The sequence below is a fragment of the Lacticaseibacillus sp. YLM2-1 genome, assembly GCF_056583465.1.
The window spans coordinates 1,320,610-1,343,298 of the sequence record NZ_CM152617.1 but is presented as its reverse complement, the minus strand read 5'-3'; the positions used below and the strand labels follow the sequence as shown (position 1 = coordinate 1,343,298).

The 22,689-nt window shown below is 46.4% G+C and carries 20 protein-coding genes; 6 read left to right on the top strand and 14 right to left on the bottom strand.

Going from position 1 to position 22,689, the window contains the following annotated elements; all coding sequences use genetic code 11:
- On the bottom strand, window positions 1-450 hold the full coding sequence (locus AC07KQ_RS06575) for a hypothetical protein (RefSeq protein WP_003565216.1): 450 nt from the start codon (window positions 448-450) through the stop codon (window positions 1-3).
- A 619-nt stretch (window positions 451-1,069) separates the two neighbouring features.
- On the opposite strand from AC07KQ_RS06575, the gene AC07KQ_RS06570 reads away from it, so the two are divergent.
- From AC07KQ_RS06570 to AC07KQ_RS06560, 3 genes are all read left to right on the top strand, one after another.
- On the top strand, window positions 1,070-1,282 hold the full coding sequence (locus AC07KQ_RS06570) for a DNA-dependent RNA polymerase subunit epsilon (RefSeq protein ID WP_003565214.1): 213 nt from the start codon (window positions 1,070-1,072) through the stop codon (window positions 1,280-1,282).
- A gap of 4 nt (window positions 1,283-1,286) precedes the next feature.
- Entirely contained in the window at window positions 1,287-2,969 is a 1,683-nt protein-coding gene (gene rnjA, locus AC07KQ_RS06565) for a ribonuclease J1 (protein ID WP_003565212.1), read from the top strand.
- A gap of 289 nt (window positions 2,970-3,258) precedes the next feature.
- Complete coding sequence (locus AC07KQ_RS06560) at window positions 3,259-4,209, top strand: diacylglycerol/lipid kinase family protein (protein WP_013245691.1); 951 nt, start codon at window positions 3,259-3,261, stop codon at window positions 4,207-4,209.
- A 73-nt stretch (window positions 4,210-4,282) separates the two neighbouring features.
- On the opposite strand, the gene AC07KQ_RS06555 is transcribed toward AC07KQ_RS06560, so the two are convergent.
- The 11 genes from AC07KQ_RS06555 to AC07KQ_RS06505 all read right to left on the bottom strand — a co-directional run bounded on the left by AC07KQ_RS06555 (window position 4,283) and on the right by AC07KQ_RS06505 (window position 17,545).
- Window positions 4,283-5,500, bottom strand: coding sequence for a GNAT family N-acetyltransferase (locus AC07KQ_RS06555; RefSeq protein WP_003565208.1), 1,218 nt, complete (start codon window positions 5,498-5,500; stop codon window positions 4,283-4,285).
- Window positions 5,501-5,506: 6 nt separating this feature from the next.
- On the bottom strand, window positions 5,507-7,975 hold the full coding sequence (recD2, locus tag AC07KQ_RS06550; protein WP_480156632.1) for an SF1B family DNA helicase RecD2: 2,469 nt from the start codon (window positions 7,973-7,975) through the stop codon (window positions 5,507-5,509).
- Window positions 7,962-8,630 (bottom strand): CDC27 family protein, encoded by a 669-nt coding sequence (locus AC07KQ_RS06545; protein WP_003565204.1) that lies wholly within the window; start codon window positions 8,628-8,630, stop codon window positions 7,962-7,964. Before AC07KQ_RS06545 ends, recD2 begins: the two co-directional genes overlap by 14 nt.
- A 37-nt stretch (window positions 8,631-8,667) precedes the next feature.
- Window positions 8,668-9,330: a histidine phosphatase family protein gene (locus AC07KQ_RS06540; RefSeq protein ID WP_003565202.1), complete on the bottom strand. Its 663-nt coding sequence runs from the start codon at window positions 9,328-9,330 to the stop codon at window positions 8,668-8,670.
- 554 nt (window positions 9,331-9,884) lie between these two features.
- Complete coding sequence (gene mnmA / locus AC07KQ_RS06535; protein ID WP_003565200.1) at window positions 9,885-11,018, bottom strand: tRNA 2-thiouridine(34) synthase MnmA; 1,134 nt, start codon at window positions 11,016-11,018, stop codon at window positions 9,885-9,887.
- A gap of 575 nt (window positions 11,019-11,593) precedes the next feature.
- Window positions 11,594-13,876, bottom strand: coding sequence for an ATP-binding cassette domain-containing protein (locus AC07KQ_RS06530; RefSeq protein ID WP_013245687.1), 2,283 nt, complete (start codon window positions 13,874-13,876; stop codon window positions 11,594-11,596).
- 216 nt (window positions 13,877-14,092) lie between these two features.
- The gene (locus tag AC07KQ_RS06525; RefSeq protein WP_003570154.1) at window positions 14,093-14,434 is read right to left on the bottom strand and encodes a DUF1831 domain-containing protein; all 342 of its coding nucleotides are present in this window, start codon (window positions 14,432-14,434) and stop codon (window positions 14,093-14,095) included.
- Between the two features lie 210 nt (window positions 14,435-14,644).
- Window positions 14,645-15,808 (bottom strand): cysteine desulfurase family protein, encoded by a 1,164-nt coding sequence (locus AC07KQ_RS06520; RefSeq protein WP_003565195.1) that lies wholly within the window; start codon window positions 15,806-15,808, stop codon window positions 14,645-14,647.
- 15 nt (window positions 15,809-15,823) lie between these two features.
- The gene (locus tag AC07KQ_RS06515; protein ID WP_003565193.1) at window positions 15,824-16,534 is read right to left on the bottom strand and encodes a 5'-methylthioadenosine/adenosylhomocysteine nucleosidase; all 711 of its coding nucleotides are present in this window, start codon (window positions 16,532-16,534) and stop codon (window positions 15,824-15,826) included.
- A gap of 102 nt (window positions 16,535-16,636) precedes the next feature.
- Window positions 16,637-16,897: a membrane protein gene (locus AC07KQ_RS06510; protein ID WP_003565192.1), complete on the bottom strand. Its 261-nt coding sequence runs from the start codon at window positions 16,895-16,897 to the stop codon at window positions 16,637-16,639.
- A gap of 111 nt (window positions 16,898-17,008) precedes the next feature.
- Window positions 17,009-17,545 carry an NUDIX hydrolase gene (locus AC07KQ_RS06505; RefSeq protein WP_003565190.1) on the bottom strand — a complete coding sequence of 179 codons (537 nt, stop codon included), beginning with the start codon at window positions 17,543-17,545 and terminating at the stop codon, window positions 17,009-17,011.
- Window positions 17,546-17,846: 301 nt separating this feature from the next.
- Between AC07KQ_RS06505 and AC07KQ_RS06500 the strand changes: the two genes are divergently transcribed.
- Entirely contained in the window at window positions 17,847-18,509 is a 663-nt protein-coding gene (locus AC07KQ_RS06500) for a 5-bromo-4-chloroindolyl phosphate hydrolysis family protein (protein WP_003565189.1), read from the top strand.
- Window positions 18,506-19,717 (top strand): toxic anion resistance protein, encoded by a 1,212-nt coding sequence (locus AC07KQ_RS06495; RefSeq protein WP_480156631.1) that lies wholly within the window; start codon window positions 18,506-18,508, stop codon window positions 19,715-19,717. The genes AC07KQ_RS06500 and AC07KQ_RS06495 overlap by 4 nt, the downstream gene beginning before the upstream one ends.
- Window positions 19,718-19,812: 95 nt before the next feature.
- Here AC07KQ_RS06495 and AC07KQ_RS06490 read toward each other — a convergent pair whose 3' ends face one another.
- Entirely contained in the window at window positions 19,813-21,249 is a 1,437-nt protein-coding gene (locus tag AC07KQ_RS06490; protein ID WP_003658327.1) for an MFS transporter, read from the bottom strand.
- 175 nt (window positions 21,250-21,424) lie between these two features.
- Between AC07KQ_RS06490 and AC07KQ_RS06485 the strand changes: the two genes are divergently transcribed.
- Complete coding sequence (locus tag AC07KQ_RS06485; protein ID WP_003565182.1) at window positions 21,425-22,330, top strand: phosphate ABC transporter substrate-binding protein PstS family protein; 906 nt, start codon at window positions 21,425-21,427, stop codon at window positions 22,328-22,330.
- A gap of 137 nt (window positions 22,331-22,467) precedes the next feature.
- On the opposite strand, the gene AC07KQ_RS06480 is transcribed toward AC07KQ_RS06485, so the two are convergent.
- Window positions 22,468-22,689, bottom strand: coding sequence for a cold shock domain-containing protein (locus tag AC07KQ_RS06480; RefSeq protein ID WP_003565181.1), 222 nt, complete (start codon window positions 22,687-22,689; stop codon window positions 22,468-22,470).

Below are 22,689 nucleotides of genomic sequence, written 5' to 3'. Positions count from 1 at the left end.
TTAAGCAACGCGATTCACATCGCGGACATATTCTATGGTAGCCTCATTAGCAATAAAAGCGAGATCAACATGTTGCTGCCCCTCTAGTTCAAAGTAATCCGTGATCACAAAAGGCGGTAATGCCGGATCGGAACTGGCAATATCCAATTCTTCAGCCGCTTTTTGCAAAGCGTCGGCTAATTGATGCTGATCAATGGTGGAAAAGCTCTTGGGGAAAATATAGGAGAACGCCATTACACCATGACCCCAAATGTCCGTAATTGGTTTTGAAGTCAAAGGTTCTTGGACAGGGATTTTAAGTGATGTTAAAGCAGCATCCATGACCTGATCACTTAGTCGCTGGCTATGATGAAGCAGAATTTGGATTGCTTTATTACGCCGCCAGCGCTTCCTGAGCACCCACAAAACGATGAGCACGATCAGAACTAGAACAACGATAAGCCAGACCATAACGTCCACTCCCTTCAAAAGCCAATATGTTATTGATTCTTACCTTTATTATACCCAGAACAACCACGCTATCGCCAATGTGATTCTTGCAATCGGAAGTTAGCTTGACAATAATAGCTGGTCACAAACTCGTGAGCATCATCTGGTTTGATTCCTAAGAGAGTACTAGGATCAGTGTGCCAGCCGCATTAGCACCAAAGGATAGACCTTACAATTGCCGCATAACCGCGGTCGCCAGTTCAGAAACCTACGTATAACAACCTTGAACGCAATGGCCTCAATCCGGACATCACGTTGAGGAGCACTTACACTCCGGTTTTTCTAACCGGGCTGGTTCACGCTCTGGTCTGTTCACACCGTTTCAAATATGATAGACTGTTGCTAGCTGTTGTTTTCACAACAAATCGATCGGTCATAAAGTATTTAGGAGTTGTGACAGAAATAGAACGACGAAATAGCGCAGGTATGCCTGTTTTCGGGTTCGAACGACGAGAAATATCGGCCATCCCAATAAGATAGACCATGTCTGTTGTGGTTTTCCATCTTGATGGTATGTCCTTTTTTTCGGAAGCCGTTTTGTTGCACTTCCTTTCTTTTTGTACCACGGAAGGAGTCCATCATGATCTACAAAGTCTTATATCAGAAAGACAAGATTCAAAATCCACGACGGGAAACAACCCAGACGCTTTACCTCGAGGCGCCATCTGCGGTTGAAGCGCGTGCGCTTGTTGAAAAGAACACGCCTTATAATATTGAATTCATCCAGGAATTATCCGGAAACTTCCTGGAATACGAGGAAAAGTCAGCCAACTTTAAGCTGACAACTTTCTAATTATATGAAATTAAATATTAAGAATAACGAAACCGCCGTCTTTGCTGTCGGCGGTTTAGGTGAAATTGGGAAGAACATGTACGGGGTTCAATTCCAAGATGAAATCATCGTGATTGATGCAGGGATCAAGTTCCCTGAAGATGATCTGCTTGGGATTGATTATGTCATTTCCGATTATTCCTACTTGGTTCAAAACAAAGACAAGATCAAAGCACTGGTTATTACTCACGGACATGAAGATCATATTGGTGGTATTCCCTACTTCTTACAGCAGGTACCGAATGTGCCAATTTACGCTGGTCCGTTAGCAGCAGCTTTGATTCGTGGCAAACTTGAAGAACACGGTTTGTTACGCACTACCAAATTAACTGAAATTAACGAAGACACCGTGTTGAAGTTCAAAAAACTTAGTGTTGAGTTCTTCCGCACGACCCACAGTATTCCGGATACGCTGGGCATCGCGGTTCATACACCGCAAGGCATCGTCATTCAAACCGGGGACTTCAAGTTTGATCTCACGCCGGTTGGCGATCAGCCATCCCCTAACTTCCAAAAAATGTGCCGGTTCGCCGAAGAAGGCGTGCTGGTACTGATGTCGGATTCGACCAACGCGGAAGTACCAACATTTACTAAGTCAGAACGATTTGTTGGCAAGTCAATTCGCCACATTTTTGATCGAATTGATGGTCGCATCATATTTGCCACCTTTGCGTCAAACATTTCACGGATCGCCCAAGCAGCTGATGCGGCAATGGCACACGGTCGTAAAATTGCTGTTTTTGGCCGTTCAATGGAAACTGCGATGGTCAATGGCCGCGAACTTGGCTACCTTAACATCCCTGATGACGTCTTGATTGATGCCCATCAACTTAATTCGATGCCAGCTGATAAAGTGATGATCCTCTGTACCGGTTCACAAGGCGAACCAATGGCAGCGCTGAGCCGAATTGCTAATGGCACGCATCGACAAATCAGTATTCAACCTGGGGATACCGTCATCTTCTCCAGTAATCCGATTCCCGGCAATACTGTCAGTGTTAATCACGTGATCAATCAGCTAAGTGAAGCTGGTGCCGAGGTCATCCATGGCAAGGTCAACAACGTCCACACTTCCGGTCACGGCGGTCAAGAAGACCAGAAGCTTATGTTGCGGCTAATCAAGCCAAAATTCTTTATGGCTTGCCATGGTGAATATCGGATGCAAAAGATTCATTGCGAACTTGCCCAACAATGCGGCGTCCCTGAAAAGAATTGCTACATTATGGAAAATGGCGATGTATTAGCTCTTACGCAAGATAGTGCTCGAATTGCCGGTCACTTCCCTGCTGGCGATGTTTACATTGATGGCAATGGTGTCGGCGACATCGGAAATGCTGTCATTCGTGATCGGCGCATGTTGTCTGAGGAAGGCTTGGTTGTGGTCGTTGCTACGATCAATATGCAAAAACAAGCGGTCTTAGCTGGTCCTGATCTGCTTTCTCGCGGCTTCATCTATATGCGTGAATCCGGCGAGTTGATTAATCAGGCTCAGCGGCGCGTCTATCGCACCATTAAGTCAACCTTCTCAAGCAGTGAAAAGGTGACGGAAGCTAGCTTAAAAGATGCAATCACCAGCAACTTGCAAGAATTTTTGTTCGACAAAACAGAACGACACCCGGTTATTTTACCGATGCTGATTTTGCTCTAAATTCCGGTCAGATAGCTGGCAACGTCACTCATTAACTGAAAATGATTAACAGTCACGCGACAACCACTTAGGTGCTTGTCGCGTGGCTTTTTTATTGGCATCTATTGCCAAAAATCATGATTAAAATCCTGTTACCGCCTTGCTAGGTGCTGGACCGACACTTTGCTGGTTTGTAGTCATCTGCCTCTTCAAAAAATGTTCGTTTGATGACAATAAGGTCGTCACTGTTCCATTGTTTTTCGCCTTATTTTCGGTATAATTGAGTGCGTGTCTATTAGGAGGAAAGCTGATGACGGCTGTTTTTTATTATATTATCTATAATCCGGCGGCTGGCGGTGGTTCGTCGATTCCAATTTATAAACAAGTGAAGGCCGTTTTGGATCAGCGTCATTTGGCTTATGCCATCAAAACTTCCCGCTATCCCGGACATACCAACGTGATCACAAAGCAAATTGGTGATTTCAATCGACGTGAGCATCCGGTTTTGTTAGTCATTGGCGGGGATGGCACCTTGAATCAAGCGATCAATGGGTTAGCTGGCACACGCCAGTCAGAGATTCCTGTTGCTTACGTACCAGCCGGATCGGGTAATGATTTCGCTCGCGGTATCGGTATGTCTGAAGATCCGATGCATGCGCTGGAACAAGTATTACAGGCTACAGAAGCGGTTACGATTGATATCGGGCGATTTCATGAACGCACCCGCGGCGAAAGTGGCTATTTCGTGAATAATATCGGTATTGGCTTTGACGCTGCCGTTGTTAACGCTGCTAACCGCAGTGATAGTAAGCAATTGCTCAATAGGCTGCATCTTGGTAAACTCACCTACTTATTTCATGTTGTCGGTATGCTGATGACTCGCCGTCCCTTCCCGGTTGCCGTCTATGAAAAAGGCGTTCGCCATTTTTTTCATCGCGCCTATATCTGCACCACCACCAACATTCCTTATTTTGGCGGCGGCATTCGTCTTTACAAACCGGCTAACCCAACCGACGGGAAACTTGATCTCGTGATTGTTGAATGGTTTAATATCGTCTCATGGGCGTTGGCGATGATTCAACTCATGCGTGGTAAAAAACCGACATGTCGGGCTACTCACATTTTCCACGCAGACAAGTTAACAGTTGAGACCAGTTCGCTCGAGTTTGGTCAGATGGATGGCGAGGAAATGGGAACACGGCCGTTTGAAATCGACTTCTCAATGGCCAAACAAAAATTTTGGATTGATCGCAGTATTTAAACCGATCAAAAAGCGCTGTACCGCCAGTTTTCTTCTGGTAGGTGCAGCGCTTTTCTGTGATTGAACATGACGATCAAAAATAATCTGAAAAATAAGGTTCTTCCATTGGAATGGCATTTTCCAGCAACTTAATCGCATGCTTACTAGCAAAAAGTCGTTCAATCTGGGCCAAATACGATGGCCGCCGATAACTCATCAACATGGTTGTTAGGGTTTGGATATCAGTTTTTATCTCTTCACCCACCGGTCGGTCAGTAATTTGAACTTGATTTTTTTCGTCCCAATAAACCCCAAAGGTCCCATTGTTCCACGGCGCCAAAGGATCAGTTACGACAAAATGAAACGACTCAGGCGTTTCAGCCGCAAACGGATACTGCTTCAGAAAAGCCTTCACATCCACAATCCGGGCCATAAAGTATGGTTTGATCGTCTGATAGATATCACCATCATCTAACAAAAAGTGCAACGGTTCATTTTTGTAAATGTTACCTTTAACGTGCGTCACCATTGAAAAATGAGCACTAATAAAGTTCCATAAGCCGACTCGGGCTTCTTGGTTGGTGTAAATCATTTCCTTGACGTGGAAAACCTCGTCGGCAATCCAATAAAGAACATAGCCTTGTGGTTCATCGTTGGCGTCATAATAAACACCAGCCGTACGCTCCTCCTCGTTTTCCCAACGCCAGTATTCGTCCCAATTCAACTGGTTGCGGATCATCGCCCCATGATTTTTCATGGCGAAGCGATTATACGTTTCAATTACATCAGGATCATCGATTTCCAGACGCTCAACATGTCCGGGCACATTCACCTGTTTAGGTAATTGTGTGTCTTTCACGTCAAAAGTGAGATGATCGGACATGATTTCCCATCCCTTTTTTCGGTAAAAAGGGATGCTGTAAGGATATAAATACGAAATCCACTGCTTGTGGTCACGCATATGCTGCAAGCCAAGTCGGACAAGATCGTGCATCAAACCGTGGCCGGCATACTCTGGATACGTGCCAACCCCTGTCAAACCAGCCATTTTGTATAATGTGCCGTGAATATTCACTGTGCAAGGATAAATGGCCAGTGAACTGACAAGCTCATCTTTGTGAAACCAGCCCAAAACATCCGATTTCTCTAAAACTGGACGCTTAGCTCGTTCTAACTCCCCTTCCTCATAACCGGATTGTTCCAAGTCCTTTTGAGTCACTTGAAACACATAAGTTAATAGATCGTTGAACTGCTCGAGATCCTGAGGCGTCACTGGCTTAATCACCAGTGACTTGCGTATGTTGTCCTCCATAGCTAGTTAATTCTCCTTCGTCATAAACATTTGCGGAGTCATACCATCCATCCCAATCATGGGATCGATTCGTTGAGAAGCCACCAAGGCAGGCGTTAATTGGTGCGCTGCCGGTGGTTGTTGTTTAACTTCATTATCCAAGTCAAGTGCAGTTGTGTCAATTTGCGGCTCACTGGGACTTGCTGAAATATCCTTGGTTGCTGAAGCATCAGCAACCTGAGGGGCAACGGTTTTGCCAAATACGGTCATGAGCCGATCGACCAGCCCAGTATGTCGATTAACGGCTACTTCACTGACCGCTTCCTGAAAGGCTGCCAGTTCGCCAACCAAAATCAAAAATGATTTAGCCCGCGTAATGGCGGTGTACAACAAGTTACGTCGCAACATCCGGCGGCTTTGCAAAGTGAGCGGCAAAATCACCATCGGGAACTCACTGCCTTGGGCTTTATGAATCGAGGTGGCATAAGCAAGCGTAATCTTATTAAAATCACTGCGTTTGCAAGTGATTTCATTGCCGTCAAAATCAATCGTTAATTCGTCCGTCTTGCTTTCGGCTTCCTTGCCCAAAGTAATGCCGACAATCTGACCGATTTCACCGTTAAAAACATTTTGGTTGGGATCATTGACCAGTTGCAACACCTTATCACCAATTCGATATTCCGTTTCTCCAAACTGAATTGCTTTCGTTCGGGCACTGCGTTTTGGATTCAAAATGTTTTGCAGTAACGGATTCAAACGATCAATACCAGCGGTTCCGCGGTACATAGGTGCCAACACTTGAATATCCGCGATCGAGAATTGTTTGACTGCGGCTCGTTGCACCACTTGTCCGACAACTTCAGGTACCTGACTAGGCGCACACGCCAAAAAACTGCGATCAACTTGCGGCTTGGTAAAATCATCCGGCAACTTGCCAGCATTCACTGCATGCGCTAGCGGAATAATTGAACTGTCGGCATCCTGACGATGAATATGCGTCAGCGCTGTTTGCGGCAGCACGCCGCTGCGCAATAAATCAGCGAATACTTGTCCGGGACCGACACTTGGTAACTGGTCTTTATCGCCAACCAAGACAATTTTCATTCCGGGATGTAATGCCGTTAAAAGCGTCCGGAACAAGTAAGTGTCAACCATTGACATCTCATCAATAATCAACAGGCCATTTGGTAACTCATTAGGTGCAAATTCTTGCGTGTCAACACCTAAACCGAGCAGGCGATGAATCGTACTGGCTGGCAGTTGGGTGGTTTCACTAATCCGTTTCGCTGCTCGCCCGGTTGGCGCTGCCAGCATGATTGGAAATGGCTCGTCAGTCGTATACTGATCAAGATCCAATGAAAGGTCATGCAACCGTGCATACGTCCGCACGATACCATCTGTTACTGTGGTTTTCCCAGTACCAGGTCCTCCAGTCAACAGAAAAATGGGCGACTGTAACGCCGTGACAATGGCTTTTCTTTGCGTCGCATCATACGCAATACCGGTATCCGCCTCGACCGCCGCTAACGTTTTTTCAATCTCAGCCAATTCAGGTTCAGTAGCCGTTGCGTCTGCCTCTGCCAGTCCTTTTAGTTGCCGACCAATCTGCCATTCAGCATCATATAATCGTTTCGGGAAAATGCGGTCGCCTTCTGCAATCAGGGCATTGTCTTTAGCCAGCGTCACAATTGCCTGTCCTACTGCGTCTGGCGAAACGGCAACGTTTCTCGCCCGTTCCAATAAATCAAGTGTCTGAGTGACCAATGACTTCAGCGTCACATAGGTATCACCTTCGCCATCGGTCAACCGTTGCAGGGTATCCATCACTGCACCGCCAAGACGAAGCTGCGAAGTCGGGGCAATCGCCAATTTTGCCGCAATCTGATCAGCCCGAGTAAAGCCGATACCATCAATATCGTTAATCAATTGATACGGATTGTGCTTAATCACATCTAAGGCGTCATTTTGATATTGTTGGTAAATACGACCTGCCATATTGCTAGTAAAGCCGTAATCGTTAAGACCAATAATAACCCGTTCCATGCCTTGATTCGATTTCAGATTTGTCGCCAACATATCACGCTTGGCAGCTGTCATGCCTAAGCCTGCCAAAACCTTCGGATCATCCAGAATCTTGTCAATAGCATCCATACCCAAATGATCGATAATTTTCGTTGCCGTTTTCGGACCGATCCCCGGGAACTTATCTGAGCTCAAATAATCGACCAGCCCACTTTTATTCGTCGGCTGATCCGCATGGTAATTGTCTGCTTGAAACTGCTGCCCATACTTAGGATGATCCACGACATGCCCAGTGAACGTGTAGGTCGCATCTTCCTTAATATCACCAAACGTTCCTGTCACCACAATATCTGACTCTGTCCAGGTGATAGTCGTCGCAGAGATTTCGATCAGAAGAATTTTAAAAAAATTTGTTGGATTCTGGAAAAAGATACTTTTGACCCGACCGGTGACAGTCTCCTCACGCGTGTCCATCTTGACCCTCCTGCAATCGCAAGAATCGGTTGATATCAGCGACAATGTTAGCTTTTTGATCATACCCTTTTGGATCGAGTGCCTTGGCCTTGTTCAAATAATGACTGCCATCTTTACCAGCGGCGCTCAGTGCCATGCCGTACGTGAACAGAACCTGTGGCTGTTCGGTTGCCAACAATGGTTTCAACACTCGGGCTGCTGCATCAAATACATCGTTTGCCATCAGCAAATCAGCTGCTAAAAGGGCGGCATCGAGCTGCTTTGGCGCCAAGTCATGCGCCGTTAATGCAAACGCCAATGCCTTCGTTGGCTGGCCAGCTTGTTGGTAGCTTAAAGCCAACATGTAGGTAGCATCATTTTTCAAAGTCTGGTCGGTTCTAACCTTGGCAAACCATGAGACTGCAGCCGCAAAGTCCGCTTGAGCATACGCAAACAAGCCAGCGGTGTATTGCAATTCCAGATCCTCTGGAAAAAGCTGGCGCGCTTTGGCCAGCAATTCACCGGCCTGATCCAGCGCTTTGATACTAATCAGCATTGTTGCCAACATCGCATAGCGTTTCGGATCATCAGGGGCAGCATCAATGGCTTTGACTGCCGCTTGAATCGCCTCCTCATGCTTGCCTTGGTTGAACATGGTTAAAATTTTTGAATCCATTTGACCCTCTTATCTCGTTGTTGACAGCCGTAGCAACTCAAATCGTATCCGTTGCTTTTGGCGGTTCCGGTAAGAAACTGGTTTCATTCCAATCCAGCAAGGTAAACGGCAAGGTCGGTCCATCTGCGTGCAAAATGGTCACACTGCTATTGGTCAAACCTCCGTCTTTGCGAATATCCGCCAGTGGTGTGCCCAACAGACTTTGAATCACCGCAGCGAGTGCGGCCCCGTGGCTGACGTACAGCAAATTAGCCTCACCAGTGCGATCCATGGCCACAGTCGCCACGATCGCCGGAATAGCCCGATTAATCAGTTGTGAAAAAGATTCCCCATGTATTTTTCGTGGATCATAGGCTGCCGGTTCATGACGAAAGGCATGCAGCTCCTGAGGAAAATGCTTACCTACATCAGTAAACGTCATCCCTTCCATTTTACCGAGATTGAACTCCCGCAAAGCTGGCATAATGGTCAACGGAATTGACTCATCCAAATCTTTAATCAAGGTTTGGGCAGTTGTTCGTGCACGCTTTAATGGACTGACATAAGCATGCATAAAAGGAATTCCTTGCAAATAACCGGCCAACGCCTTAATTTGCGCATAACTCTCCGGCAATAACGGCGAGTCCCCATTAGCTCCTTGATAACGTCCTTGATTATTCCATTCTGTTTTGCCATGACGTACAAAATACAACTTCGTCACAAGTCAATCCCCTTTAGTCACAGCCAATGATTCAAAAGTCCCAATCAATGACCGTACTATCCTTTCGCATCTTAACTCTTTCATTATCGAGATTTTGAAGGAAAATTTCAAGCAGAGCGTGAGCCACCCCGGTTAGAAACCGGAGTGTAAGTGGCCTTGAACGTGATGGCCCGGGTTTGGCCATTGCGGTCAAGGTCCTTACACGCAGGTTTCTGGGGTGGTGATCGCGTTTCAAGCAGAGCGTGAGCAGACGCGGTTAGAAACCGGAGCATAAGCGGCCTTGAACGTGATGGCCCGGGTTTGGCCATTGCGGTCAAGGTCCTTATGTGCAGGTTTCTGCGCCTGCGAACGCGTTTTCAGACAAGAGCGTGAGCAAGCGCGGTTAGAAACCGGAGCATAAGCGGCCTTGAACGTGATGGCCCGGGTTTGGCCATTGCAATCAAGGTCCTTATGTGCAGATTTTTGCGCCTGCGAACGCGTTTCAAGCAGCAATCAGCCGCCGCTATGTAAAAAAGCCGACATAATCGCCGACTTTCTTTTTGCACTCAGTTTAATTAAACGTACTGTAACTCATTCGTGTGTGCGTATGCAGCATCTATGGTTCCACCACCCAAGCACTCGTCGCCGTCATAAAAGACAACCGCCTGACCCGGTGTGATTGCGCGAACTGGCACGTCAAAGTCAACAGTGGCGGTGCCATCATCATGATAATGAAGCGTCACCCCTGTATCCCGCTGACGATAACGGAACTTGGCCGTCATGTGGGTGCCTTCTGCCGGTGCCTGACCAGTCGTCCAGTTAAGGTTAGAAGCGCTCAAGCTGGTGGCCATCAAGGCTGGGTTGTCAAACCCTTGGCCGACATACAAGATGTTCTTGTCTAAATCTTTGCCTACCACAAACCATGGCTCAGAATTATCTGAGTTACCGCCTATGCCGAGGCCTTGGCGTTGACCGATTGTGTAATACATCAAGCCATCATGGGTACCCATCTCGACACCATCCACCGTCATCATTTTGCCCGGCTGAGCTGGCAGATACGTGCTCAAAAACTGCTTGAAATTGCGCTCGCCGATAAAGCAAATACCAGTCGAGTCCTTCTTCTTTGCCGTTGCCAGTCCCGCTGCCTCGGCGATTTTACGAACCTCGGGTTTCTGCAAATGACCAATTGGGAAAAGCGACTTCTTAAGCTGATCCTGCGAAAGCTGGCTCAAAAAGTACGTTTGATCCTTATTGCCATCAGCGCCGCGAAGCATGTGCACGATCCCGTTTTCGTCTGTCTTAACCTGCGCATAGTGACCCATCGCAATATAATCCGCGTTGAGCTGATCAGCGTAGTCCAAGAAAGCCTTAAATTTGATCTCCTTGTTGCACATCACGTCAGGGTTTGGTGTGCGGCCAGCCTTGTACTCATCGAGGAAGTATTGAAAAACCCGATCCCAATATTCCTTCTCAAAGTTAATCGAGTAATATGGGATGCCGATTTCACTAGCAACCTTGGCGACGTCCTCATAGTCCGTTGTTGCTGTACAGACGCCATTTTCGTCTGTGTCGTCCCAGTTCTTCATAAAGACCCCGACGACATCATAACCTTGTTGTTTCAGCAACAGCGCCGTGACACTCGAGTCCACGCCGCCGGACATGCCGACAACAACACGGATGTTGGAATTGTCCAAAACAATCACCATCATTTCATCAGATTCTGGAGATATCCGATTTGAAGGTCGAATTCCAGTAAAAACCATTATAACAGTGAATGATGAGATAGCAACTGTTAGAGCGTGAGCAGGCGCGGGTAGAAAGCGGAGCATAAGTAGCCTCAAGCCTAAATGGCTGGTCTTTGGCCATTTGGCTTGAGGTCCTTATGTGCAGGTTTCTGCGCCTGCGAACGCGTTTCATCAAGAGCGTGACCCACCCCGGTTAGAAACCGAAGTGTAAGTGGCCTTGGGTGTGATGGCCCGGGTTTGGCCATTGCATCCAAGGTCCTTACACGCAGGCTTCTGGGGTGGCGAACGCGTTTTAGCCAAAAATAACAAGCTTGCCAATAGCGATCTAGACATAAACAGCCGCCAGTCCAAATAGCTGAGCTTTGGCTATTTAGGCTGACGGCTGCTTACGCGGAACTGCAAACCATCATTTTCTGGTCTATGCTATATGCTAGTTTAGTTTTTCTCTGATGATCCAAGCAAACAACAAGTCACCAGCTCATTCTTGCTTCAGTGCAACGTGACGCAGAACGGTCAATACAAATAAATCAAGTTTGGCGTCAATGCCTATTATTTTGTTGCCGTTCCGGCGCCTGATTGTATTGTTTCATGGCTTGTCCCGTTCGTGATTGTTTGACAGTCATGCTATTTTCAGGTGTCCCCGTATAGCGGACTTGACCACCATAGATGCCAGCGTCTGGACCCATGTCAATGAGCCAGTCTGCCTGACTAATGACCTCTAAGTTGTGTTCAACGATGATCAACGAGTTGCCATCTGCGACAAGTTCGTCAAATAGCTGAATCAACTTTTTCACATCTTGCAAATGTAGGCCAGCGGTTGGCTCATCAAGCAAGTACAAGGTACCGGTGCGGTTCAATTCGACAGCCAACTTTAAACGCTGCTTTTCGCCACCGGAAAGTGTGGTCAATGGTTGCCCAAGTGTTAGATAGTCGAGGCCAACCCGTGCCATATTTCGCAAGGGTGCGGCAATAGCCGGTACATCCGCAAAAAAGTTTTGTGCTTTTGTAATCGGCATGCGCAGCACGTCAGAAATATTTTTATCATGATAAGTGTAGCTCAGCGCCTGATCATTGTAACGTCGTCCATGACATTGTTCACAAGTCTGTACAACCGGATCCATGAACGCCATATTGGTAATGGTCACACCTTTACCCTTACAACGTGGGCAAGCGCCGCGACCGTTGTAACTAAACCAACTGCTAGCCACATGGTTCGCGTCAGCAAAGACTTTGCGAATTGGATCGAGGATTGAGAGGTATGTGGCAGGCGTTGAGCGGATATTAGCACCGATATCGGCTTGTGCCAAATCAATATATGGTGCGGTTAACTGATCACGTAAAGCAGATACCAACGTACTCTTCCCGGAACCAGCGACCCCGGAAATCACAGTTTCAATGCCCAGCGGCACTGCGACACTAACATCTTTTAAATTATGTCGATGAATATGCTGTAATGAAATCGTTGATGTGGCTGGCCGCGGCTGGCGAAAAGTCAATGGCTGTTTCAACAGTTTTCCTGTCAAAGTGTCACTGTCTAAAAGGGCTTGGTAGGTACCTGTAAAGGTGATATGCCCGCCCGTTGTCCCCGCTCCAGGACCCACTTCGACAATATTATCGCCAATCGCAATCAGTGCCGGATTGTGTTCAACGATTAAAATAGTGTTGCCTTTCTCCTTCAAACGCAAAATGGCACGCTTGATTAATTCAATATCATGCGGATGCAAGCCAACACTGGGCTCATCCAAAATGTAAACCATATCGACTAAGGCACTAGTCAAAAACTTAGCAATTTTAATGCGCTGGGTTTCGCCGCCCGACAATGTCTCAGTCGGTCGATCAAGGGATAGGTAGCCTAACCCAATGTCAATCAAAGAATCGATTTTTCGTAACAGCTCACGGATCACGTCCTGAACAAGTGGTTCTTGAATGCCATTCAGAAAATGGCGAACCTTGACGAGATCCATTTGCAGCACTTGAGCAATATTCGTTTGATTGATGAAACAAGTCAAAACCTCTGGCCGCAAACGTGTTCCATGGCATGTTGGACATGGCATACGGGTGACAATTTCTGCCAATGCCGTCTTATGATGTTCAGCCTCTTTCTTACCAATAATGGACCGCCTGATTCGCGGCACAACGCCTTCGTACAAAGCTGTTTTAGGCCACTTTGTTGGCGCATGATCTAGTGTTTGCTGCGGGGCATACAATAAGGTGTCCATTTCCTGCTTTGTATAGTCGCCCAATCGTTTGTCATTATCAAATAAACCACTGTAAGCGTAGCGTTTCCACCGCCACGTGTCTGGTCCAAAACTGACAAACGTAATCGCGCCCTGATTCAACGATTTGTTCGGGTCAATTAACTTTTTAACATCAATGTCATCCACATACCCGAGTCCCTGACATGTCTTGCACATTCCCTGTGGCAGGTTAAAAGAAAAAGTGTCCGAATAGCCAATAAACGGCTTGCCAGCTCGTGAAAACAACAACCGCAACAAGGAATAAATACCCGTATAGGTGGCAAGCGTTGACCGCGCATTTTTACCAATGCGCTTCTGCTCGACAACAATTGCCACTGGTAAATGGTCGATTTGGCCGACATCCGGCTGACCATATTTAGGTAGATACTGTTGGGTAAAACTCGGAAAAGTCTCATTCAGTTCGCGGCGGGACTCAGCGGCAATGGTATCAAAAACTAAAGAAGACTTGCCTGAACCTGATCGGCCGACGAAAACACTAATCGCATCCTTAGGAATCTTTACGTTGACGTGTTGCAAGTTATTTTGGTTAGCATCGTGGACCTCAATGAAGCCGTGGTCAAACATATTATCCCTCCATTTCTTTTCTTCGTTAATTTCAGCTTATCACTTTAGCGTTTCTGATAATCATAAGAACTAATTTGCTACGGATTGACATTTTTACTGTGAATACGATCGCTTCGTAAGGTTTGATCTAATCAAAGAAAGCAAAAAAGCTGCTAAGCTGTCAGCCTCCCTGAGGCCAACATCGTGGCAGCTTAATGTTAAAGCGCGGCATACATCCTATTTTGCTTCAATCACACCGCGCTCAATCAAATTGTTGATCCAATATTGATATTGCTCGACATTTTCTTTTGTGGCATCGGTTTTGAAAATGTTAATCGCTTTAAGACCATTGCCCGTTGTGACATCGAGCTGGAACTTATCTAAATTCTTTGCCACCGTCATTTTCAGCTTGTTTGCCGTTGTGTACGGTGAATTTGGATCAAGCGAGCGTTGCAGTTGAAAATTGCCGTTCTTAGTTTGAACAAAGCCTAAATCTATCAAGGTAAATCGTTTCAACGCTGACCCGATTTGATAGGTTTTCGGATCGCCTTGTGCGGATCCGGTTGCTGCTAGTGCCATACAAAAACCTCCCCTAAACAGTTTCACCAGCAAAAAGGTGGTGAAACTGTTTTTATTTCAGCGCATGCGAGGAACACGCTTGACTGTTTATAAGTTTAGCATATTGGTCGCAACACTGGGGAGGTTGATAAGGATTATTAGGTGGTGACAGACAATTTTGAGCTTTTTAACCGTTGAAACGCATGGTAACGGGTCACTCGCAAACCAGACTTATCGCGCCGATTGTTTTGCCTGAAGCCGTTGCACGATTGGTAACAGGGCATCAATAAACGCCTGAATATCTGCTTTGGTTGTCTGCGCGCCAAATGACAAACGAATCGACTCGCCAAGCCGCGGGCTATCAGCGCCAAACATGGCAGTTAAAACGTGTGAAGGCTCAAGTGAACCAGCTGTGCAGGCAGAACCACCAGAAACTGCAATGCCAGCCAAATCAAGGTTGGTTTGCAAAGCGTATGTTGAGATCCCCTTCAACCAGATATTGAAAACGTGATTGACATTATCTGGCCGAATATCACCATTAACTGCATAGGGAATCTCCGCATCATCCAATGCACCCATAATCTGCTGCTTAAAACCAAGATACTTTGACTGCCGCTTAGCCTTCTCATCAGACGTGATCAGACTAACCGCCGTTGCAAACCCGGCAATGCCAGCAATGTTTTCTGTACCAGCACGACGTTTCAACTCCTGCTCGCCACCTTTCAACAAAGACGGGAACTGAACCTTAGGATCGCGGTAAAGAAAACCGATGCCTTTGGGTCCGTTAATTTTGTGCGCCGAAACACTTAACATATCAATGTGTTGCGCTTGAACATCGATGTCTAGTAAGCCAAAAGCCTGGGTTGCATCTGTATGAAACCAAGCTTGATGATCGACTAGTCGCGCACCAATTTCACTGATTGGCATCCGACTGCCAACCTCATTATTGCCCATCATGATGGTCACTAAGATAGTGTCATCGTCCAAAGCCGCGTCAAAATCAGCTAAACTGATTCGGCCATTTTCGTCGACTGGCAGATACGTCACCCGAAAGCCTTCCTTTTCCAAGGCTTTTAGCGGCTGCAAAACGGAGGGATGTTCAATAGCCGTTGTAATGATGTGCTTCCCCAAACTAGCGCGCGTATGCGCCGTTTGAGTGATCGCCGTATTGTTACTTTCTGTTGCGCCACTGGTGATCACCATATTTCCGGGCTGCGCATGGATTGCATCGGCCAAAATTTTGCGACTCTTGTCCATGACAGTATGAGCTGTTCGGCCAAACCAATGAGTCGAACTGGCATTACCAAAATCGTGCTCCATTTGGTCCATCATGGTCTGAATCACTTCTGGGGCCATGGGTGTGGTCGCCGCGTTATCAAGATAAACATGTTGCATATTAACAATCAACTCCTAAGACTGAGGTGATGCCTGTAGGTGAGCAAAAAAGCTAAGAAGCATCGCAGCACTTTGTTCGCCCGCCTTGATCACAAATTTGTCAAAATCCACTCCGGACTGCTCGTCAGCGACATCGCTCATTGCCCGGATGACAACAAACGGGGTATGGAACTCTTTGGCCACCTGACCGATAGCCGCCCCTTCCATTTCGCTTGCTAACGCCTGCGGATAGATTTTCAGAATTGCCGCAATCGCATCCTGACCGTTAACAAACTTGTCGCCTGTCACAATGAGACCAACCTTTGACGTTAAACCGGTTGTGCTGGCTGCCGCCTGAATTTTAGCCACATAGTCTAAATCGGCTTCAAAAATTTGCGGCTGTTGCGGCAACTGCCCTGGTAAGTAACCAAAAGCCGTTGCATCCACATCATGATACGCAACCCCGCTCGAAATAACAACATCACCGATCGCCAGACCTTGACCAATACCACCGGCACTTCCGGTGTTAATCACAACATCCGGTTTAAAAGTTCCCAACAACAAAGCCGCCGTCATGGCCGCTTGAACCTTGCCAATACCAGACTGAACCAAAATCACATCAATCCCGTCAATTTGGCCCTCAAAATAATGTTGACTGGCAATCACCGTTTCATGTTGCTGAGTCTGTTTGGCCAGTAAGGTCCTGATTTCTTCTTCCATGGCACAAATAACGCCGACTTTTATCAAAATATCGCTCCGTTCTTTCTTCTATAATATGAGTGAATCAACTTTCTTCCACTGCGCTTGCGCTACAGTAACCATTTCTGGTAAGTGCCAAGAATAGCTAGCTTACCCAAAATAGAGTACCAGAAAAACAATCACCAACAAGCCAAAGACAATCCCGATGGCCCAATTCAATCTTTTTTTGAGACTGTTGACCTTCCTGAAGGTCACTTCGTCAAAACGGGCATTCTTGATTTCGGGTTTGCCTTTGGATTTGCGAGCATAGTCTTTTTCAACTTCAACTCGTTTGGCCTCGCGGGCGCGCGCCGCGTGTTGTTCTTTTTCCTGTGCCTCACGATATGCTTTGCGCGTGTTAACTTCCGCCATGTTGCCCTCCTTTAACGCGTTTGCCAAGCCAGAAGCCTGCGGATAAGGATCATCATTGCACTCGTCAAAAAATGACCATCATACTTACGACCTCTTATATACCAAGCCGGTTCACGCTCCTATTCCTTGCTGCTGCCAATAAAGTAAAGCCAGCAAGGTTTTGCTATCGCAGATGCGACCGTCATCAACTGCTTGCCAAGCTTCTGGCAGTGTCAACCATTCGCCTTTGACGAACTCATCCGGATCCTGATGCAATTGATTGGTTGCCAAATGCAGCTCGCTGGCCAGAAACAAAGCCATGGTCGCATCAGAAAAACCTAGTGACTGAAAGTAACTCGCCAAAGGTTGCCACTTCATCGCCGTCATGCCGGTTTCTTCATTTAATTCCCGGCGTGCAGCTGTGAGTGGTGCTTCTCCTTGATTGATTTTACCTGCTGGAATCTCTAATGTCATCTGACCGATTGTTGATCGAAACTGGCTGACAAACAGCGCCTTGTCGTCTTTTAAGGCCAAAACACCAGCAGCCGGTTGGGCGCGTACAATTTCTCGCTGTGCGGTTGTGTTGTTTGGCAACTTAACTGTGAGTTCATCCACAGCAATTAATTGCCCAGTAAAAACGCGTTGCTGAGCGATCGGTTCTTCGTCCACTTGATTTTCCCTCCTTAACTGCATTCGCAGGCGCAGAAATCTTCACATAAGGACCCCGGCCATCATGACCAAAAAATGGTCATCACCGCCTAAACCCGTTTAAGTGCTGGTTTCTAACCGCGCGAGTCCATGCTCGCCTCTAAAGCTTCAAAATGGCCAAACAACCCTAATTATCAGCTTACACCAGCCAACCTACAACCGTGCATCCTTAATAAAATAATTACTAATATCCAACTTCCGGCTGATAGTCAAGCCGCGGGGTTGTGCTACACTAAATGCAAACGAAAGAGGAAGTGATCTCGTGGCCACAAGCAAACGTATTCGCATATGGCGAATTATACTCTGGGCCGCCATGGGTGCGGCAATAGGTGCACTGTCCGGACGTTGGGTGATCGCCTTGTCCATTGGTGTGGTCTTTGCCTTCGCCCGCTATATCGGTGAACTAAGCCGGCCTAAGCCAAAATCAACCAGTCTCCCGTCACTTGATCCGAAGATGGCTGAACATTATGCTGCATCCGGTTTAAGTGATGAGGAAATCAAACTTTTTAGAAAAACAATGGCCGATCTTGCCGAACAAATTCGGACTATCGAGGCACTCACAAAAGAAGTACCAAAGTTGCGTGCGCTCACATTAAATACCGATTTGGTTGACCTGCTGCATGCCTATTTTGAGGCACTTGTTCAAGCACCACAACGCTTAACCGATGCCGGCACGTTCGTTTATCAGCAGGTACCTAATTTACTGGATCTGATGCAAAAATATGCCCAGATTACGCATCACGAGGTTAAGACGGCAGATACGTACGAAACCTTAGGCAAAGCATTTTCGACCATGACTTCTATGGCAGGCAAAATCAAGTCAGACTATCAAGCTTTCATTAAAGATGATCTTGATGATCTCGATAGCGATGTTCGTCTTGCCAAAAAACACCTTGATCCAGATAAGGCGCATGAAACGGAGTGAATAATGTGAATGATGACAAACAAACCAATCTGACAGATGATTTATTGGCCGATCCTTTCAGCACGTCAGAAGCTTCAATGACCAACAACAATTCGGCTGAGGCTGTTCAAGCAGCGGCTACAGCGAGACCAAAACTAAGTGCTGAACAAGAAGCAAAAGCACAAGAATTAGCCAGCAAAATCGATGTGACGAAAGGCGAAACTGTTTTGAATTATGGCGCTGATGCCCAAAAACAACTTGGCGTCTTTTCACAAAACATGTTAACTAAAGTTCAAAGTCAGGATACCGGCGCAGTCGGTGATGCCTTGACAAGTCTCATGACGAGATTGAACGAGACTAACCCAGACGAATTAAAAGCTGAAAATAATAATATTTTCCGCAAATTATTTGGCCGTGTCAAGCGATCAATCTATGAAATCACTGCGAAGTATCAAAAGATCGGTGCTCAAATTGATACGATTGCCAATCGCCTTGAAACATCACAACGCGGGTTACTCAATGATAACAAGCTGTTAGACGAATTATATGATCAAAACAAAGCTTATTTTGATGCTCTAAATATTTATATTGAAGCGGCCAATCTTAAGTTGCGTGAACTCAATGACAAAACCATTCCTGAAGCGGTGAAAGCAGCCGAAGCAGCCAATGACCAAATGGCAATTCAGCAAGTCAATGATCTGAAACAATTCGCGTCACGTTTGGATAAACGTGCTTACGATCTGCAATTGGCTCGACAAATTACCATTCAACAAGCACCCCAGATTCGCCTGATTCAAAACACGAATCAGGCTTTGGCCGAAAAAATTCAAGCCAGCATCAACACAGCGATCCCACTGTGGAAAAATCAAGTGGCCATCGCCCTCACCTTGTTGCGGCAAAAAGATGCTGTCACGGCCCAGCGACAAGTCTCGCAAACCACCAATGACCTGTTAAAGAAGAACAGTGACATGTTGAAGATCAGTTCGATTGAAACTGCGAAGGAAAATGAACGCGGTGTTGTCGATATTGAGACGTTAACGCAAACACAAAACGACTTGATTGACACTTTAAAACAGACCTTGCAGATTCAACAAGACGGTCGGGTTAAACGCCAAAATGCCGAAAAGCAACTGGTTCAAATGGAAGGCGAACTGAAGGAACAACTGCTAAATTATACGCACGGTGATATGAGTCATCAAGGCCCCAAAGACGTCACACCAGACAACTGATCAGTCAGTTATCTGCTATAAAAACACTTCGCCAATTAAAAAAGCATCCCCGCAATGAAACTAAAAAGCAGGGATGCTTTTTTTATGTCTTTCACTTAGACAGCTGTCTCATGACGTACCTGCCACATGCGATAGCCGGTTAAAGCCACCGCTAGTATGCACAACCCCGTCGCAACCCAAAAAGAAACATGCATACCAGAAATGAAAATGTCCGGTTGCCCAGTCAGATAAGTGGTTACTTTTTTCCCAGCAGTATGACTCATGGAAGAAAACAGCACTGTGGTGGCCGTTGAGATGCCGACGACCATTCCTAAATTACGCGCCAACGCATTCATACCGCCAGCAATTCCTAAATCACGGGTCGGCACACTCGACATCACCACAGTATTATTTGGTGCTTGAAACAGCCCATTGCCAAATCCAACTAAGCCGATCATCAATGCAACAAACATAAACGATGTCTGCAAATTGAAGAAAGCATACCCAATCTGACTGGCAACAATGATCAACAACCCTACCATTGTGATGCGATAAGGACCGATGCGATCAGCAATGCTACCCGCCACCGGAGCCACGATCACTTGCACAATCGGAAAAATCATCAATAAGTACCCAGCTTTTTCTGGTGATAATCCCCGCGCATTCTGAAGATAAAACGGCGAAATGACGTTGAAGAAAAAGTTCGTGACGAAAATAAAAAACGCAGACAACAAACTCAGGGTAAACGCACTGTTTTGAAAAATCTTGAAGCTGACCAATGGATCGGTTTTATGATTTTCAATATGAACAAAGGCAGCGAACGCCACGATAGCTAATGCAAACAGCCCAAGAATGAAGGGATCGGTAAAGCCGCGTTCTTGTCCCAAAAAGATCCCCATAAAAAGGGACAAAATCAAGACTAGAAACGTCACAAAACCAGCCCAATCAATCGGCACGCGCCTGCTGGGTAGATCTTTTGGCAAAACAATTGTTCCGAGGATCAAAGCGACAATCCCAATCGGAATATTGATCCAAAAAATATACCCCCAAGGCAACTGGCCTAAAATCAAACCACCAATCCCAGGACCAGCAATTGCGCCAATCGACACAAAGGAACCGATCAGACCCAAGGCGCGACCGCGCTCATTCATTGGAAAAATCTCCGTTACGATCCCATTATTGTTCGCCATGGTCATAGATGCACCAGTAGCTTGAACAATTCGCGCAGCAAGCAACAAGGCAAGACTATTGTTGAAACCGGCAAAAAGCGAACCAATTAAGAATAGCACCATCCCAACTCGGAAAACTTTGATTTTGCCAATTGAATCACCTAGCCGGCCAAAAAACAGCAACAAACCACAGATCATCATCAGATAAATCGAAACCACCCACTCCGCTTGATTCATTGGAATATGTAAATCGCGACTCATCACTGGTAAAGCAATGTTGACAATTGACCCATCTAGCGTCGACATAATTGTAAACATTCCGATGGCAGTTAGGATCCACCACCGATTTTTCTGAACATTTTTGTCCTCAATGTAATTTTTCACGTGTTCCGCTCCTTTAATAAAGCCTATCTGCGTCATTATACGCCGAGTGTTGTCGGCATTTCAAAGGAACCGTTACAGCCTTTACAAAAGTAAAACGTATTCTTTACAGCAACGTGGCGAAGTCTTTACACAGCAACCTTATGCTTAGGTTATTCAAGTATTGGAGGGAAAAGTAATGAAGCATTCGAAATTGTTCGTCGGTTTGACCGTGGCCTTAGCCGCCACCTTAGTATTGGCAGGCTGCGGGTCCAAATCCGCCAGCAGTTCAAGCAAATCCAGCTCTGCCCCAATCAAGCAGAGCAAGATTTTGGCAGTTGGTTCAACAGCTTTACAGCCTTTGGTTGAACAGGCAGCTAAGCAATATCAAACAGACAATCCTAAGGCAGAAATCACCGTGCAAGGTGGTGGTTCAGGCGCCGGTTTGAGTCAAGTTGCAGCCGGTTCAGTTACAATCGGTAATTCAGACATTTTTGCCCAAGAAAAATCTGATTTGAAAGCTGATGATCTGGTTGACCATCAGGTAGCCGTTGTTGCGATTGCGCCAGTTGTCAACAAGGACGCCGGCGTCAAAAACATCTCCACGCAGCAATTAGTTGATATTTTCCAAGGCAAGATCACTAACTGGAAAGAAGTTGGTGGTAAAGATCAGGCCATCGTATTGATTAACCGCGCACAAGGTTCCGGGACACGAGCAACGTTCGAACAGTTCGGGATCAAGACAAATAAAGTTAAAACCAGTCAGGAACAAGATTCTAGCGGTACTGTTTATCAGATGGTTTCAACAACACCGGGTGCCATCAGCTATCTCGCCTTCTCAGCAATTAAAGACGGTGTTCAAAAGCTTGCCCTTAATCATGTCCAACCAACGGACAAGAATGTGACCACCAACACTTGGAAGATTTGGGCCTATGAACATATGTACACCAAAGGCAAACCAAACGCCTCCACAGCAGCTTTCATCAATTATATTCAGTCAAAGAATGTCCAAAAGACATTGGTACCAAAGCTCGGTTACATCCCCGTTACTCAGATGACCGTTGCCCGTACGCATGACGGTAAGATTGAAGAAATCAACAAGTAATTTAAGTCTAAAAACTTGCACCACAAAAACTGAATGCTGTATACAAAAACACCGCGATTTGATCTCGCGGTGTTTTTTTACTGTCTAGAGTTTACGTAAGCGCCCTGTCGCCAGCCGACAACGGGGCATCAAAAAGTCTATTGCGGTGTACCATCCTCAGACCGATGAACCGTCACATTCGCTGCTTGTGGACCCCGAGGCCCTTCAACAATAACGAAATCAACCGTTTCACCGGGCGTCAGACTTTTAAATCCCGGTTCATTAATCGCCGAAAAGTGAACGAATATATCCGGTTGCCCCTCAGCTTCAATAAAGCCATAGCCTTTGTCAACGTTAAAGTTTTTAACGCGTCCTTGCAT